This is a genomic window from Azospira sp. MPR-E4 (assembly GCF_058809645.1).
Map to the genome: position 1 here is coordinate 152,512 of NZ_JBXAST010000002.1, position 14,378 is coordinate 166,889.

Sequence of the window (14,378 nt, forward strand, 5' to 3'; positions counted from 1 at the left end):
GCCGTTAACATTCCATGTGTTCTTCGCCGGCGATATCCCATGAAAATCACTTCCCTTAGCTGGACGACCGCGTCTGCCGCTTCCGCCAAGCGCAGCGAACGACAGGGAGGGGCGGACGAGGCGAGGGAAAGTGCCAAAGCCCTGGCACAGTCCATCCTCTCGCCCAAGGAAGACGAGCAGGCCAAGCGACAATCAGAGCGGGCGCGGCAGATGAACAGTTTGCTGCAACAGCTGCGCTCCATGCCGTCGGCCCAGGAGACCCGCAAGCAGGCGGCGGCCGACAAGGCCGAGATGCTGAAGAAGCGTCTGGAAATGCTCAAGTCCATGCTGATCGGGGCGACGCCGGAACAGGCCAAGGCGCTAGCCCGGCAGGTCCGCAGCATCGCCAAGGAACTGGCTTCCCTGGCCGGCAATCTGGGCGGCAACAGCGGCGGTTCCGGCGCGTCGGCCAATCTGTCCGTGAGCAGTTCGGACAGTTCCGCCAGTCAAACCACCAGTGTCGGCAGCGATGGGGCCCAGGGGACGGCAGATGGATCGGCCCAGAGCGCCGTGGCCCAGGCGACTGCGGCAGAGGCCCAGGCCGATACGGGCGGTGACGAGGCCGACAGCGCAGAGGCAGGGGCGGCCGATGAGTCGGCCGCGGCAGCCAGCGGAGCCGGTGCAGAAGCCGAAGCGGAAGCTGCGGCCGCGGTAGCTGCCGATCCGGAGGAAAAGACCGAAGACAAGAGAGCCGGCGAAAGCCGGGGCGCCACGGAGGGGGTCAGGAGCGGCGGCCAGTCCGATGCGGACAAGGCTTTGCGCAAGGCCCTGGAAGAGGTGCGCAAGGTGCTCAAGGCTGTTGCCGCCCTGCTCAAGCAGAAACTCGGACAGCAGGACAAGGATGTGCGCAGCATCCAGGAAAGCATGGCCAAGCTGGACCAGTTGATGGGGCAGGGAGGCGACGGCGTCGCCAGTGTGCCCCAGGTCTATATCGACGTGGGCGGCATGGGCGATGCCGGTGCCGCAGTTGCCGCCGTGGCCGGCGCCACGGTGAACACTCAGGCCTGAGACGGTTCCTGGCCGTTGCCGGGGCGCTCCTTCTGGGCCCGCAGGCGCTTGCGGTACTGGCTGGGCGAGGTGCCGGTCCAGGAGACGAAGGCGCGGAAGAAGGCCGAGGGGTCGGCAAAGCCCAGGTCGGCGGCAATCTGGCCCAGGGGCTGGCTGGTCTTGGTCAGGCGCGACAGGGCCAGGTCCCGGCGCAGGGCATCCTTGATGGCGCGGAAGCTGGAGCCTTCCTCCTCCAGGCGCCGGTGCAGGGTGCGGGGCGACAGGTTGAGCTGGCGGGCGACGCCGTCCAGATCGGGCAGTTCCGGCAGGGCCGCGCGCAGGATGTCGCGCACCCGCAGCACCATTTCCCGGTCCCGCCGGTAGAGGGTGGTGATCTTGCCCGGGGAGCCTTCAAGAAAACTGGCCAGGGCCGCCTCGTCGCGGCGGATGGGCAGATCCAGCAGGGTGGCGGAGAAGCTGGCGGCCAGGGAATCGGCGGCAAAGTCCGACTGGGCGGTGTAGATCAGCGCATAGTCGTCCGCATGGGCCGGGCGCGGGTAGGGGAACTGGACCCGCTCCAGGACGATGCTGCGTCCCGCCAGCCAGGAGGCCAGGCCGTGCAGCAGGCGCAGTAGCCATTCAAAGGCAAAGACCCGGCCGACGGCCAGGGGGCGCTCCTCCCGGATGCGCAGCAGGGCCAGACCGGCGCTCCCGCTTTCCAGATGCACCGACAGATCATGCAGCACCAGCCCCAGGAAGCGGGTGCTGCGTTGCAGGGCCTCGCCCAGGGTCGGTGCGCTGATGACGCTGCGGCAGAGGAATTCGAAGGTGCCCGGCGGCAGGGGCGTGGAAAAAAGGGCAAAACCCTCGTCGCCGAGTTCGGCGATGAGCAGGTTGTAGAGGGCGGCGTAACGCTCCACCGGCACCCGCACATCCGGCCGGTGCAGCACCTCCCGGCCGATGCCGGCCCGCTCCAGCAGGGGGCCGGCATCGCCGCCGCGGGCCGTGACCCCGGCCAGCATGCCCTGGACGAAGCCCATGGCCACGGTGGCCCGGGGGCGGGGCAGGGAGCTGGCGATTTTGTCAGGGTTGCTCATTGCTGCCCTGCAACACCGTGAATTGGTTGAACTTCCATATTGGCGGATTTTGCACGATTTGCGGCATGGCGGGCAATGGCCCTGGGCCGGCGGACTTTTTAAGATGTCGCCATTCTTAGAAAAACGTCGAGAAAGCCGGTCTGCCCATGAAAGCCTTTCAGGATTACTACCCGGAGAGCGTGGCCCACTGCTACGGCTGCGGCAGCCGCAACGACCACGGCCACCGCATCAAGACTTTCTGGGAAGGGGAGGAGAGCGTCACCCGCTACACCCCCGAGCCTTACCACACCGCCGTGCCCGGCTTCGTCTATGGCGGCCTGCTGGCTTCCCTGATCGACTGCCACAGCACCGGCACCGCCGCGGCCGCCATGTACCGGGCCGAAGGCCGGGAAATGGACAGCCTGCCCCCGTTCCGCTTCGTCACCGGCTCCCTGCTGGTCAAGTACCTGAAACCCACCCCCCTGGGCGTGACCCTGGAGATCCGCGGCCGCGTCAAGGAAATCAAGGGCCGCAAGGTGGTGATCGAATCCACCGTCTATGCTGAAGGCGTGGCCACGGCCAGCGGCGAAGTGGTGGCCCTGCAGATGCCCGACGACTTCGGCGCCTGATACTCCCGAACCCTGCGCCGGCCGTTACGCCGGCTCCATCCCATCCGCCTATTGGAGCGACATCATGACCGACCTCTCCATCGCCAAGAAAATCGTCCCCTACAAGCCGAAGAACAAGGTGCGCTTCATCACCGCCGCCTCCCTCTTCGACGGCCATGACGCCTCCATCAACATCATGCGGCGCATCCTGCAGTCCACCGGCTCCGAGGTGATCCACCTGGGCCACAACCGTTCCGTCGGCGACATCGTCAATGCGGCCCTGCAGGAAGACGTGCAGGGCATCGCCATCACCTCCTACCAGGGCGGCCACGTCGAGTTCTTCAAGTACATGATCGACCTGCTGAAGGAAAACGGCGGCGAGAACATCAAGGTCTTCGGCGGCGGCGGCGGCGTCATCGTGCCCTCCGAGATCAAGGAACTGCACGAATACGGCGTGACCCGCATCTATTCGCCGGAAGACGGCCAGCACCTGGGCCTGCAGGGCATGATCAACGACGTGGTGGAGCAGTCCGACTACAATCTCACCACCCTGGCGCCCCAGAAGCCCGAGGAAGTCATGGCGGCCCTGCAGTCCGGCAACCGCCGCGCCCTGGCCCGCATCGTCTCCGCCCTGGAAAACGGCGCCTACCCCGAAGGCCTGCGCAAGCAGATCGTCGAAGCCGCCGCCCTGGTGGCCACCACCCCGACCCTGGGCATCACCGGCACTGGCGGTGCCGGCAAGTCCTCCCTCACCGACGAGCTGGTGCGCCGCTTCCGCCTGGACCAGGAAGACGGCCTGAAGCTGGCCATCATCTCCATCGACCCCTCCCGCAAGCGCACCGGCGGCGCCCTGCTGGGTGACCGCATCCGCATGAATGCCATCGAGCATCCCAACATCTTCATGCGCTCCCTGGCCACCCGGGAGACCGGTTCCGAGATTTCCGCCGCCCTGCCCGAGGTCATCGCCGCCTGCAAGCTTTCCGGCTTCGACCTGATCATCGTCGAGACCTCCGGCATCGGCCAGGGCGACGCCGCCATCGTGCCTTTGGTGGATGCCTCCCTCTACGTCATGACTCCCGAGTTCGGCGCTGCCTCCCAGCTCGAGAAGATCGACATGCTGGACTTCGCCGATTTCGTCGCCATCAACAAGTTCGACCGCAAGGGCGCCGAAGATGCCCTGCGCGACGTGCGCAAGCAGTACCAGCGCAACCGGGAGCTGTTCACCCAGTCCCCCGACGAAATGCCCGTGTTCGGCACCATGGCCGCCCGCTTCAACGACGACGGTGTCACCGCCCTGTACCAGGCCATCCTGCCCAAGCTGGTGGAGTTCGGCCTCAAGGCCAAGGCCGGCAAGCTGCCCGTGGTGACGGTGAAGGAATCCTCCCGCGGCCGCGCCATCGTGCCGGTGGAGCGCACCCGTTACCTGGCCGAGATCGCCGACACCCTGCGCGCCTACCACAAGCATACCGAAGAGCAGGTGAAGATCGCCCGGGAGCGCCAGTCCCTGCGCATTTCCAAGGACCTCTTCAACAGCTACGACGAGGCTGCCAAGGCCGCCCTGCCCAAGTTCGACGAGCTCATCGCCTGCAAGGAAAGCGAGCTGGACGCCAAGGCCAAGAAACTGCTCGACATGTGGCCCGACACGGTCAAGGCCTATTCCGGCGACGAGTACGTGGTGAAAATCCGCGACAAGGAAATCCGCACCAAGCTGGTCTCCGAGTCCCTTTCCGGGACCAAGATCAAGAAGGTGGTGCTGCCCCGCTTCACCGACGACGGCGAGACCCTGCGTTTCCTGATGAAGGAAAACGTCCCCGGCTCCTTCCCCTACACCGCCGGCGTCTTTGCCTTCAAGCGCGAGGGTGAGGACCCCACCCGCATGTTTGCCGGCGAGGGCGATGCCTTCCGCACCAACCGCCGCTTCAAAAAGGTCTCCGAAGGCATGCCGGCCCACCGCCTATCCACCGCCTTCGACTCCGTCACCCTGTACGGCTGTGACCCGGATGTGCGTCCCGACATCTACGGCAAGATCGGCAACTCCGGCGTTTCCATCGCCACCCTGGACGACATGAAGGTGCTGTACTCGGGCTTCGACCTGGTCTGCCCCACCACCTCCGTCTCCATGACCATCAACGGTCCGGCGCCGATCATCCTGGCCTGCTTCTTCAACACCGCCATCGACCAGCAACTGGACAAGTTCCGTGCCGACAACGGCCGCGAACCCACGGAAGACGAAGCCGAGAAGATCCGCGAGTGGGTGCTGTCCTCCGTGCGCGGCACGGTGCAGGCCGACATCCTCAAGGAAGACCAGGGCCAGAACACCTGCATCTTCTCCACCGAGTTCGCCCTGAAGATGATGGGCGACATCCAGGAGTTCTTCGTGCACAACCAGGTGCAGAACTTCTACTCGGTCTCCATCTCCGGTTACCACATCGCCGAAGCCGGCGCGAACCCCATCTCCCAGCTGGCCTTCACCCTGGCCAACGGCTTCACCTACGTGGAGTCCTACCTGGCCCGGGGCATGCACATCGATGACTTTGCCCCCAACCTGTCCTTCTTCTTCTCCAACGGCATGGACCCGGAATACTCCGTCATCGGCCGGGTGGCCCGCCGCATCTGGGCCGTGGCTATGAAGAACAAGTACGGCGCCAACGAACGCAGCCAGAAGCTGAAGTACCACATCCAGACTTCCGGCCGTTCCCTGCACGCCCAGGAGATGGACTTCAACGACATCCGCACCACGCTGCAGGCTCTCATCGCCATCTACGACAACTGCAACTCCCTGCACACCAACGCCTACGACGAGGCCATCACCACCCCGACCGAAGAGTCGGTGCGCCGCGCTATGGCCATCCAGCTCATCATCAACCGGGAATGGGGTGTCGCCAAGAACGAGAACCCCAACCAGGGCGCCTTCATCATCGACGAGCTGACCGACCTGGTGGAAGAGGCCGTACTCAAGGAGTTCGAGGCCATCGCCTCCCGCGGCGGCGTCCTCGGTGCCATGGAAACCGGCTACCAGCGCGGCAAGATCCAGGAAGAGTCGCTCTACTACGAGCACAAGAAGCACGACGGCTCCTACCCCATCATCGGCGTGAACACCTTCTTGAATCCCAAGGGCAGCGCCCAGGTGGAGATCGAGCTGGCCCGTTCCACCGAAGAGGAGAAGCAGTCCCAGATCGCCCGCCTCAAGGACTTCCACCAGCGCAATGCCGACAAGGCGCCGGCCATGCTGGCCAAGCTGAAGCAGACGGTGATCGAGAACGGCAACGTCTTCGCCGTGCTGGTGGAGGCGGTGCGGGTCTGCTCCCTGGGCCAGATCACCGGTGCCCTCTACGAGGTGGGCGGCCAGTACCGGCGCAGCATGTAAGGCCCCGGCCGGGGCAGCCGCGGCCCAGGCGGGCCGCCTGGGCCGGCCTCGTAACAAGGAATAAACCAAAGGAGAAAAAGGAGACAGCGCCGGCATTGCCCCAGGGCAGGCCGGCTCCAAGAAGAACCTCTGCTGTGTTTGCGAACCGGGCCTGGTGCCCGGTTTTTTTTCGCCCCTGCCGGGAGGCAGAAGGGACGGCATTTCTGAGCCTGTCTGGCCTGAGAGTCAGGCGGATACTGGGCTATGACGGTGCCATCGCCAGGTGGCAACAAAAACGCCGGCCCCGGGCCATGGGCCCTGCAGGTCGGCGTCCTTTCTTTCTTGTGGCGGGGATGTCAGTCCGCCGCCGCGCTCTGCCTTAGTCGCAGAAACGCACCCACTCTTCCAGGGGCGCGCGCTCGGTGCGCAGCTTGTTCTCCGGCTTGCTTTCGTCCGCATAGCCCAGGGCCATGCCGCACACCACCATCTCGTTTTCCGGCAGGTTCAGCTGTTCGCCGATGATGCGGTGGAACTGGGTGAAGGCGGCCTGGGGGCAGGTGTCCAGGCCCCGGGCCCGGGCGGCCAGCATGATGGTCTGCACGAACATGCCGTAATCGAACCAGCTGCCCTGCTGCATGATGCGGTCGATGGTGAAGATGAGGCCCACCGGCGCATCGAAGAAGGTGTAGTTGCGACCGTGCTGAGCATGCATGCGGGCGGCGTCGCCCTTCTTGATGTCGAGCAGGCCGTAGAGATCCAGGCCCACCTTGCGCCGGCGGTCGATGTAGGGGGAGACCCACTTGGCCGGGTAGTAGGGATATTCCTCGGTATGGGTCTGGGCCTCTTCCGGATCGTTGTAGGCGGCGAGTATTTTCTGGGACAGCTGGTCCTTGGCGTTGCCGGTCAGCACGTACACCTTCCACGGCTGCACATTGGTGCCGGAAGGGGCGCGGGAGGCGATGCGCAGGATCTCCTCCAGGGTCTCCCGGGGCACCGGCGTGGGCAGGAAGGCCCGCACGGAACGACGGGAATCGATGGTTTCATCGACGAGGCGTTGGCGATCGGTGGTCATGGATTTTCCTTGTCTCTCTCAGTGTGGGGTGAAGCGAATCAGGCGCCGAAGCGGCGCAGTCCTTCCAGGTCGATGACGGTGACGCCGCCATACTCGACCCGCAGCAGGCCGTGCTCCTCCAGCAGCTTGAGGGCCTGGTTGGCCCGCTGCCGGGAGACCCCGGCCAGGTAGCCGATTTCCTCCTGGGAAATCTGCAACTGGGGCCCGATGCCCGGGTAGAGCACGGGATTGAAAAGGGAGGCGACGCAGCGGGCGATGCGGGCGTCGGTTTCCAGCAGCCGGTCCATTTCCACCCGGCCGATGAACTGGCCGAGACGCTCGTTGAGCTGGTTGAGCAGGAAGCGGTTGAAGGGAATGCTGTGGTCCAGCAGCCACTGGAAGGTGGTGCGGCTCATGCAGGCCACCTGGGAGTCGCGCAGGGCCACCACGTCGTAGCGGCGGGGCTCGTTCTTGAGCATGGAGCCCTCGCCGAACCAGCCGCCGGCGGGCACCCCGGTGAAGGTGGCGGTCTTGCCGGTGACCCCGTGGCTGGCGATTTTCACCAGGCCGTCGATGACCCCGAGCCAGTAATCCACGGGCTCACCCTTGTAACAGACGAATCCTCCCGCCGGAATGCGGCGCACAAAAGTGCCGGCCTCGATTCGGGCGAATTCCTCGCCAGTCAGTTCCCTGCCCCAGGTGGTGCTGTGCAACAACTCGGAGAGCGTCAGCATTTATTTAGCCAATTGTCAGGTCGACGACAATTATAGCCATGACGCGTCGCTAAATTGAGACCAAATGCCAGCCGGCGACCCTCCTCGATGAGGTGTTCGACCAGGGTGGAGGAGACAAGCCGGAGCAGGGTTACCGGGAAGACCGGAGCCCCGTTCCAACACCGAAGCAGAACCCGGAATTTCCCATCAGGGAAGGGCCGGACAAAACCGCAAGCCGGCATCGGTTATGCGGGGATAACAATGGAGGAGATGTTATGCCGGAAGTGGCTTCTTCCCAGGCGGCGCACACCCGTAATCTGACGGGTGAGACCTTCCCGCGCCTGCTCTTTCACCATGCCCAGGTGCGGGGCCAGCACCCCGCCATGCGCGAGAAACATCTCGGCATCTGGCAGACCTGGACCTGGGCCGAGGTGGCCGAGAACGTCCGGGCCCTGGCCTGCGGCCTGGCCGAACTGGGCTTCAAGCGCGGCGACAACCTGGCCATCATCGGCGACAACCGTCCGCGCCTGTACATGACCATGGCGGCGGTGCAGAGCCTCGGCGGCGTGCCGGTGCCCCTGTACCAGGACGCGGTGGCCAACGAGATGCTGTTCGTGCTCCAGGATGCGGGCATCCGCTTCGCCATCGTCGAGGACCAGGAACAGGTGGACAAGCTGCTCGAAGTGCGGGAGCAGCTGCCCCAGCTGGACCACATCATCTACGACGATCCCCGGGGCATGCGCCACTACAACCAGCCCTTCATCCATGACATCGAAGCCGTCATGGCCATGGGCCGCATCCACCACCAGAACCATCCCGATTTCCTCGAGCGGGAGATCGAGCAGGGCGTCACCACCGACACCGGCGTCATGCTCTACACCTCGGGTACCACCGGCAAGCCCAAGGGCGTCTGCCTGGCCCACCAGGCCTTCATCGCCGCCGCCAAGGGCGGTTGCCAGTTCGACCAGCTGACGCAGGACGAGGACATCCTCTCCTACCTGCCCATGGCCTGGGTCGGCGACCACCTGTTCTCCTTCGCCCAGGCCCTGGTGGCCGGCTTCACCATCAACTGTCCCGAGTCCGGCGACACGGTGATGACCGACCTGCGGGAGATCGGTCCCACCTACTACTTCGCCCCGCCCCGGGTGTTCGAGAACCTGCTGACCCAGGTGATGATCCGCATGGAGGACGCCGGCGCCATCAAGCGCAAGCTGTTCGCCTGGGCCATGGACGTGGCCAAGCGCTGCGGAGCCGAGATCCTGGACGGCAAGCCCGTTTCCGGCAGCGACCGGCTGGCCTACGCCGTGGCCAACCTGCTGGTGATCGGGCCCCTCAAGAACGTCCTGGGCATGAGCCGCATCCGCGTCGCCTACACCGCCGGCGCTGCCATCGGTCCGGACCTGTTCCGTTTCTACCGCTCCATCGGCGTGAACCTGAAGCAGCTCTACGGCCAGACCGAGACCTGCGCCTACGTCTGCCTGCAGCCCGACGGTCAGATCAAGCTGGATTCCGTCGGCAAGCCGGCTCCCGGGGTGGAGGTGAAGATCGCCGACAACGGCGAGATCCTGGTCAAGGGGCCCATGCTGCTCAAGGAGTACTACCAGCGTCCCGATGCCACCGCCGAGGCCATCAACGGCGAGGGCTACTTCATGACCGGCGATGCGGGCTTCTTCGACGAGGACGGCCACCTGAAGATCATCGACCGGGCCAAGGACGTGGGCAAGATGGCCAACGGCGCCATGTTTGCCCCCAACTACATCGAGAACAAGCTCAAGTTCTTCCAGTACGTGAAGGAGGCAGTGGCCTTCGGCAACGGCCGCGAGCAGGTGTGTGCCTTCATCAACATCGACATGGGCGCCGTCGGCAACTGGGCCGAGCGCCGCGGCATCTCCTACTCCGGCTACACCGACCTGGCCGCCAAGCCCGACGTGTACAACCTGATCCAGGAGTGCGTCGAGGAGGTCAATGCCCAGCTGGTGCACGACGGCATGCTGGCCGACTCCCAGATCCACCGCTTCCTCATCCTGCACAAGGAACTGGACCCGGACGACGACGAACTGACCCGGACCCGCAAGGTGCGGCGCAACTTCGTCTCGGAAAAGTACGCGGTGCTGATCGACGCCTTCTATGCAGGCAAGACATCCCAGTTCATCGAGACCCAGGTGAAATTCGAAGACGGCCGCGTCGGCAAGGTGGCGGCGGATCTGGTGATCCGCGATGCCAAGACCTTCCCCGTGGTGCGCCAGGCCGCCTAATCCCGAACGGAGCGTTTCATGAGCGAACAAAACCAGAATGGGCGCCGGGTCGGCGAGGTGATCCTCGACCTGCAGAACATCTCCCTGCGCTTCGGCGGGGTGAAGGCCCTCACCGACATTTCCTTCAACGTGAAGGAACACGAGATCCGCGCCATCATCGGCCCCAACGGCGCCGGCAAGAGCTCCATGCTCAACGTCATCAACGGGGTGTACCACCCCCAGGAAGGCCGCATCGTCTTCCACGGCGAAGAGCGCAAGAAGATGGAGCCCCACATGGCGGCCACCCAGGGCATCGCCCGCACCTTCCAGAACATCGCCCTGTTCAAGGGCATGAGCGTGCTCGACAACATCATGACCGGGCGCATCACCAAGATGAAGTGCGGCTTTCTGGAGCAGGCCCTGTACCTGGGGCGGGCCCAGAAGGAAGAGCTGGCCCACCGGGAGAAGGTGGAGGAGGTCATCGACTTCCTGGAAATCCAGCACATCCGCAAGACCCCGGTGGGGCGCCTGCCCTACGGCCTGCAGAAGCGGGTGGAGCTGGGCCGGGCCCTGGCCGCCGAGCCTTCCCTGCTGCTGCTGGACGAGCCCATGGCCGGCATGAACGTGGAAGAGAAACAGGACATGTGCCGCTTCATCCTGGATGTGAACGACCAGTTCGGCACCACCATCGTCCTCATCGAGCACGACATGGGCGTGGTGATGGACATCTCCGACCGGGTGGTGGTCCTGGATTACGGCAAGAAGATCGGCGACGGCACGCCTGACGATGTGCGCAACAACCAGGAGGTGATTTCCGCCTACCTGGGCGTGGCCCACTAAAAGGAGGAACGGAACATGCAATTCTTTTTCGAAGTGCTGATCGGCGGCCTGCTCTCGGGGGTGATGTATTCCTTCGTGGCCCTGGGCTTCGTCATGATCTACAAGGCCTCCGGCGTCTTCAATTTCGCCCAGGGCGCCATGGTCTTCTTCGCCGCCCTGACCTTCGTCGGCTTCCAGGAAATGGGGGCGCCCTTCTGGCTGGCCCTGATCCTGGCCTTCGGCGCCATGGTGCTGCTGGGCATCGCCACCGAGCGCATCGTCCTGCGGCCCCTGGTGAACCAGCCCCACATCACCCTGTTTATGGCCACCATCGGCCTCACCTTCTTCGTCGAAGGCCTGGCCCAGGGCATCTGGGGCTCCACCGTGCGCGGCCTGGACCTGGGCATCCAGGACGAGCCCATCGAGTGGATCATGGACAAGGCGGGCATCCTGGTTTCCAGCTTCGACCTCTTCGCCGCCGGCGTTGCCGCGGCCCTGGTCACCCTGCTGGCCCTGTTCTTCCAATACACCCGGGTGGGCCGCGCCCTGCGGGCCGTGGCGGATGACCACCAGGCGGCCCTCTCCATCGGCATCCCGCTGCAGAACATCTGGCGCATCGTCTGGGCCGTGGCCGGCTTCGTCGCCCTGGTGGCGGGCCTGCTCTGGGGCGCCCGCAACGGGGTCCAGTTCGCGCTCACCTTCACCGCCCTGAAAGCCTTGCCGGTATTGATTCTCGGCGGCTTCACCTCGGTCCCCGGCGCCATCGTCGGCGGCCTCATCATCGGTTCCACCGAGAAGCTGGCGGAAGTGTATCTGGGGGGCTATGTGGGCGGCGGCATCGACTCCTGGTTCCCCTATGTGATGGCCCTCGCCTTCCTGCTGATCCGGCCCGAAGGCCTGTTCGGCGAGAAGCACATCGACCGGGTTTAAGGAGAGGATAAAACCATGCTTTACCGTGAAGCCGGACAATTCAAGACCAGCTACGCTGCCGACCAGCAGATCTTCCCCATCCGCCAGGACCGTATCGCCATCGGCCTGATCCTGGTGGTGGCGGCCCTGGTGGTGCCCATGGTGGCGAGCGAATACTGGATCAAGGCCATCCTGATCCCCTTCCTCATCTTTTCCCTGGCGGCCCTGGGCCTCAACATCCTCACCGGCTACGCCGGCCAGCTGTCCCTGGGCTCCGCCGCCTTCATGGCGGTGGGGGCCTTCGCCGCCTACAACTTCATGGGCCGCATCGAGGGCATGCCGGTGCTGCTGGCCTTCGTTGGCGGTGGCCTCTCGGCGGCGGCCGTGGGCATTCTCTTCGGCCTGCCCTCCCTGCGCATCAAGGGCTTCTACCTGGCGGTGGCGACCCTGGCGGCCCAGTTCTTCATCGTCTGGGCCCTGACCAAGTTCGGCTGGTTCTCCATGGATTCCTCCTCCGGCGTCATCACCGCCCAGGAGATCCAGATTCTCGGCTACCGCTTCGACACGCCCATTTCCCTCTACCTGCTGGTGCTGACCATCGTGGCGGTGATGGCACTGGCGGCCAAGAACATGGTGCGCAGCTCCGTCGGCCGGGCCTGGATGGCGGTGCGGGACATGGACGTGGCGGCCGAGGTGATCGGCATCCGCATCATGCACACCAAGCTTCTGGCCTTCGCCATCAGCTCCTTCTACTGCGGTGTCGCCGGCGCCCTCTACGCCTATGCCTACCTGGGCACGGTGGAGCCGGAAGGTTTCAACCTGGACCTGTCCTTCAAGATCCTGTTCATGATCATCATCGGCGGGGTGGGCTCCATCATGGGCTCCTTCCTCGGCGCGGCCTTCATCGTGCTGCTGCCGATTTTCCTGGACGTGCTGATCCAGGATTTCCTCACCGGCCTCCTGCCCCCCAGCATCAGCTCCAACCTGCAGCTGATGGTTTTCGGCGGGCTCATCATCTTCTTCCTCATCGTCGAGCCCCACGGCCTGGCGAGACTGTGGCAGATCGGCAAGGAAAAGCTGCGTCTGTGGCCTTTCCCCCACTAACCCAGGCATTGGAAGTCAAAGCAGCACCCACATAATCAGTAGAGGAGACAAGACAATGAAAGTGAAAACCATCGCCCTGTTCGCTGCCGCGGTAGCTTCCGCAGCGGTTTCCGGTTCCGTCCTGGCTCAGGCCAAGGAACAGTTCATCGGCCTGCCTTCCTACCGGGTCGGTCCCTATGCGGCCGGCGGCTCCGGCATCTACGGCGGCTGGATCGACTACATGACCCTGGTCAACGAGCGGGACGGCGGCATCAACGGCGTCAAGCTGACCTGGGAAGAATGCGAGACCGAGTACAACAACGCCCGCGGCGTGGAGTGCTACGAGCGGCTGAAGAAGAAGGGCGCCACCGGCAACACCACCTTCCAGCCCCTGTCCACCGGCATCACCTACTCGGTGCTGGACAAGGTGGCCCAGGACAAGATCCCCATGGTGACCATCGGCTACGGCCGTACCGACGCGGCTGACGGCCGGGTCTTCCCCTGGGTCTTCCCCATGATCACCACCTACTGGTCCCAGGCCACCGGCATGGTCAAGTACATCGGCCAGAAGGAAGGCGGCCTGGACAAGCTCAAGGGCAAGAAGATCGTCTATCTCTACCATGACTCCGCCTTCGGCAAGGAAGGCATCCCGGTGCTGGAGAAACAGGCTGCCAAGCACGGCTTCAACCTGAAGACCATCCCCGTGGCCCACCCGGGCAACGAGCAGCAGTCCCAGTGGCTGACCATCCGCCAGGAGCGTCCCGACTGGGTGATCCTGTGGGGCTGGGGCGTGATGAACCCGACCGCCCTCAAGGCTGCCGCCAAGACCGGCTTCCCGCGGGAGAAGATGGTGGGCGTGTGGTGGTCCGGTGCCGAGGAAGACACCGTGCCCGCCGGCGATGCCGCCAAGGGCTTCACCGCCGCCGGCTTCAACGTGGCCGGCACCAACTACCCGGTGGTGAAGGCGATCCAGGACAACGTCTACAAGAAGAACAAGGGCAACATGGAAGACAAGTCCCGGGTCGGCTCCGTCTATTACAACCGGGGCGTGGTGCACGGCATCATCACCGTGGAAGCCATCCGCGTCGCCCAGGAGAAGTTCGGCAAGGGTAAGCCCCTTACCGCCGAGCAGGCCCGCTGGGGCTTCGAGCATCTGCAGATCGATGCCAAGCGCCTCAAGGAACTGGGAGCCGAAGGCTTCATGCCCGACCTGACCATCACCTGCGCCGACCACGAAGGTTCCGGCAAGGTGAAGTTCCAGCAGTGGGACGGCAAGGCCTGGAAGGTGGTTTCCGACTGGGTCGATGCGGATAAGGACATGGTCCGTCCCATGATCGAGGAATCCGCCGGCAAGTACGCCAAGGAAAAGGGCATCACCCCGCGTGACTGCAGCAAGGAAGGCTGAGGCGCCCTAGCGACCTGAGCCCGGGACGGGGCCGGCTGCTGTTGTCCCTGACGTTCGCCATCGGCATCGGCCTGATCATGGCCCTGCTCTTTCGCGCCGACGACAGCG

11 protein-coding genes are annotated in these 14,378 nt (G+C 64.7%); 8 read left to right on the forward strand and 3 right to left on the reverse strand.

What is annotated here, in order from left to right; all coding sequences use genetic code 11:
- Nucleotides 1–39: 39 nt before the first annotated feature.
- Nucleotides 40–1,047: a hypothetical protein gene (locus tag AC1RTA_RS01490; protein ID WP_492783787.1), complete on the forward strand. Its 1,008-nt coding sequence runs from the start codon at nt 40–42 to the stop codon at nt 1,045–1,047.
- Here the strand turns inward: AC1RTA_RS01490 and AC1RTA_RS01495 are convergent.
- Nucleotides 1,038–2,123, reverse strand: coding sequence for an AraC family transcriptional regulator (locus AC1RTA_RS01495; RefSeq protein ID WP_492783788.1), 1,086 nt, complete (start codon nt 2,121–2,123; stop codon nt 1,038–1,040). The two genes, AC1RTA_RS01490 and AC1RTA_RS01495, sit on opposite strands and share 10 nt — an antisense overlap.
- 146 nt (nt 2,124–2,269) lie before the next feature.
- Here AC1RTA_RS01495 and AC1RTA_RS01500 point away from each other — a divergent pair, with 146 nt between their 5' ends.
- Nucleotides 2,270–2,731, forward strand: coding sequence for a PaaI family thioesterase (locus tag AC1RTA_RS01500; RefSeq protein WP_014236207.1), 462 nt, complete (start codon nt 2,270–2,272; stop codon nt 2,729–2,731).
- Nucleotides 2,732–2,795: 64 nt separating this feature from the next.
- Nucleotides 2,796–6,077: a fused isobutyryl-CoA mutase/GTPase IcmF gene (gene icmF / locus AC1RTA_RS01505; protein ID WP_205231264.1), complete on the forward strand. Its 3,282-nt coding sequence runs from the start codon at nt 2,796–2,798 to the stop codon at nt 6,075–6,077.
- A gap of 358 nt (nt 6,078–6,435) precedes the next feature.
- Here icmF and AC1RTA_RS01510 read toward each other — a convergent pair whose 3' ends face one another.
- Nucleotides 6,436–7,128: a nitroreductase gene (locus tag AC1RTA_RS01510; RefSeq protein WP_130459448.1), complete on the reverse strand. Its 693-nt coding sequence runs from the start codon at nt 7,126–7,128 to the stop codon at nt 6,436–6,438.
- Nucleotides 7,129–7,166: 38 nt separating this feature from the next.
- Entirely contained in the window at nt 7,167–7,841 is a 675-nt protein-coding gene (locus AC1RTA_RS01515) for a Crp/Fnr family transcriptional regulator (RefSeq protein ID WP_014236210.1), read from the reverse strand.
- 254 nt (nt 7,842–8,095) lie between these two features.
- Between AC1RTA_RS01515 and AC1RTA_RS01520 the strand changes: the two genes are divergently transcribed.
- From AC1RTA_RS01520 to AC1RTA_RS01540, 5 genes are read left to right on the forward strand one after another with little or no spacing between them, the layout of a single operon-like run.
- Complete coding sequence (locus AC1RTA_RS01520; RefSeq protein WP_205231266.1) at nt 8,096–10,075, forward strand: AMP-dependent synthetase/ligase; 1,980 nt, start codon at nt 8,096–8,098, stop codon at nt 10,073–10,075.
- 18 nt (nt 10,076–10,093) lie between these two features.
- On the forward strand, nt 10,094–10,894 hold the full coding sequence (locus tag AC1RTA_RS01525; protein WP_130459446.1) for an ABC transporter ATP-binding protein: 801 nt from the start codon (nt 10,094–10,096) through the stop codon (nt 10,892–10,894).
- 15 nt (nt 10,895–10,909) lie between these two features.
- Complete coding sequence (locus tag AC1RTA_RS01530; RefSeq protein WP_014236213.1) at nt 10,910–11,803, forward strand: branched-chain amino acid ABC transporter permease; 894 nt, start codon at nt 10,910–10,912, stop codon at nt 11,801–11,803.
- Nucleotides 11,804–11,818: 15 nt separating this feature from the next.
- A complete protein-coding gene (locus tag AC1RTA_RS01535; protein WP_014236214.1) occupies nt 11,819–12,886 on the forward strand; it encodes a branched-chain amino acid ABC transporter permease in 1,068 nt (355 codons plus the stop codon).
- A gap of 55 nt (nt 12,887–12,941) precedes the next feature.
- Nucleotides 12,942–14,270 carry an ABC transporter substrate-binding protein gene (locus tag AC1RTA_RS01540; RefSeq protein WP_014236215.1) on the forward strand — a complete coding sequence of 443 codons (1,329 nt, stop codon included), beginning with the start codon at nt 12,942–12,944 and terminating at the stop codon, nt 14,268–14,270.
- Nucleotides 14,271–14,378 lie beyond the last annotated feature (108 nt).

Bases quoted from the DNA above. Each gene is read 5' to 3' on its own strand.
- icmF (WP_205231264.1), top strand. From the start codon at position 2,796: ATGACCGACCTCTCCATCGCCAAGAAAATCGTCCCCTACAAGCCGAAG.
- AC1RTA_RS01515 (WP_014236210.1), bottom strand. From the start codon at position 7,841: ATGCTGACGCTCTCCGAGTTGTTGCACAGCACCACCTGGGGCAGGGAA.
- AC1RTA_RS01525 (WP_130459446.1), top strand. From the start codon at position 10,094: ATGAGCGAACAAAACCAGAATGGGCGCCGGGTCGGCGAGGTGATCCTC.
- AC1RTA_RS01540 (WP_014236215.1), top strand. From the start codon at position 12,942: ATGAAAGTGAAAACCATCGCCCTGTTCGCTGCCGCGGTAGCTTCCGCA.
- AC1RTA_RS01495 (WP_492783788.1), bottom strand. From the start codon at position 2,123: ATGAGCAACCCTGACAAAATCGCCAGCTCCCTGCCCCGCCCCCGGGCC.
- AC1RTA_RS01535 (WP_014236214.1), top strand. From the start codon at position 11,819: ATGCTTTACCGTGAAGCCGGACAATTCAAGACCAGCTACGCTGCCGAC.
- AC1RTA_RS01510 (WP_130459448.1), bottom strand. From the start codon at position 7,128: ATGACCACCGATCGCCAACGCCTCGTCGATGAAACCATCGATTCCCGT.
- AC1RTA_RS01500 (WP_014236207.1), top strand. From the start codon at position 2,270: ATGAAAGCCTTTCAGGATTACTACCCGGAGAGCGTGGCCCACTGCTAC.
- AC1RTA_RS01490 (WP_492783787.1), top strand. From the start codon at position 40: ATGAAAATCACTTCCCTTAGCTGGACGACCGCGTCTGCCGCTTCCGCC.
- AC1RTA_RS01530 (WP_014236213.1), top strand. From the start codon at position 10,910: ATGCAATTCTTTTTCGAAGTGCTGATCGGCGGCCTGCTCTCGGGGGTG.
- AC1RTA_RS01520 (WP_205231266.1), top strand. From the start codon at position 8,096: ATGCCGGAAGTGGCTTCTTCCCAGGCGGCGCACACCCGTAATCTGACG.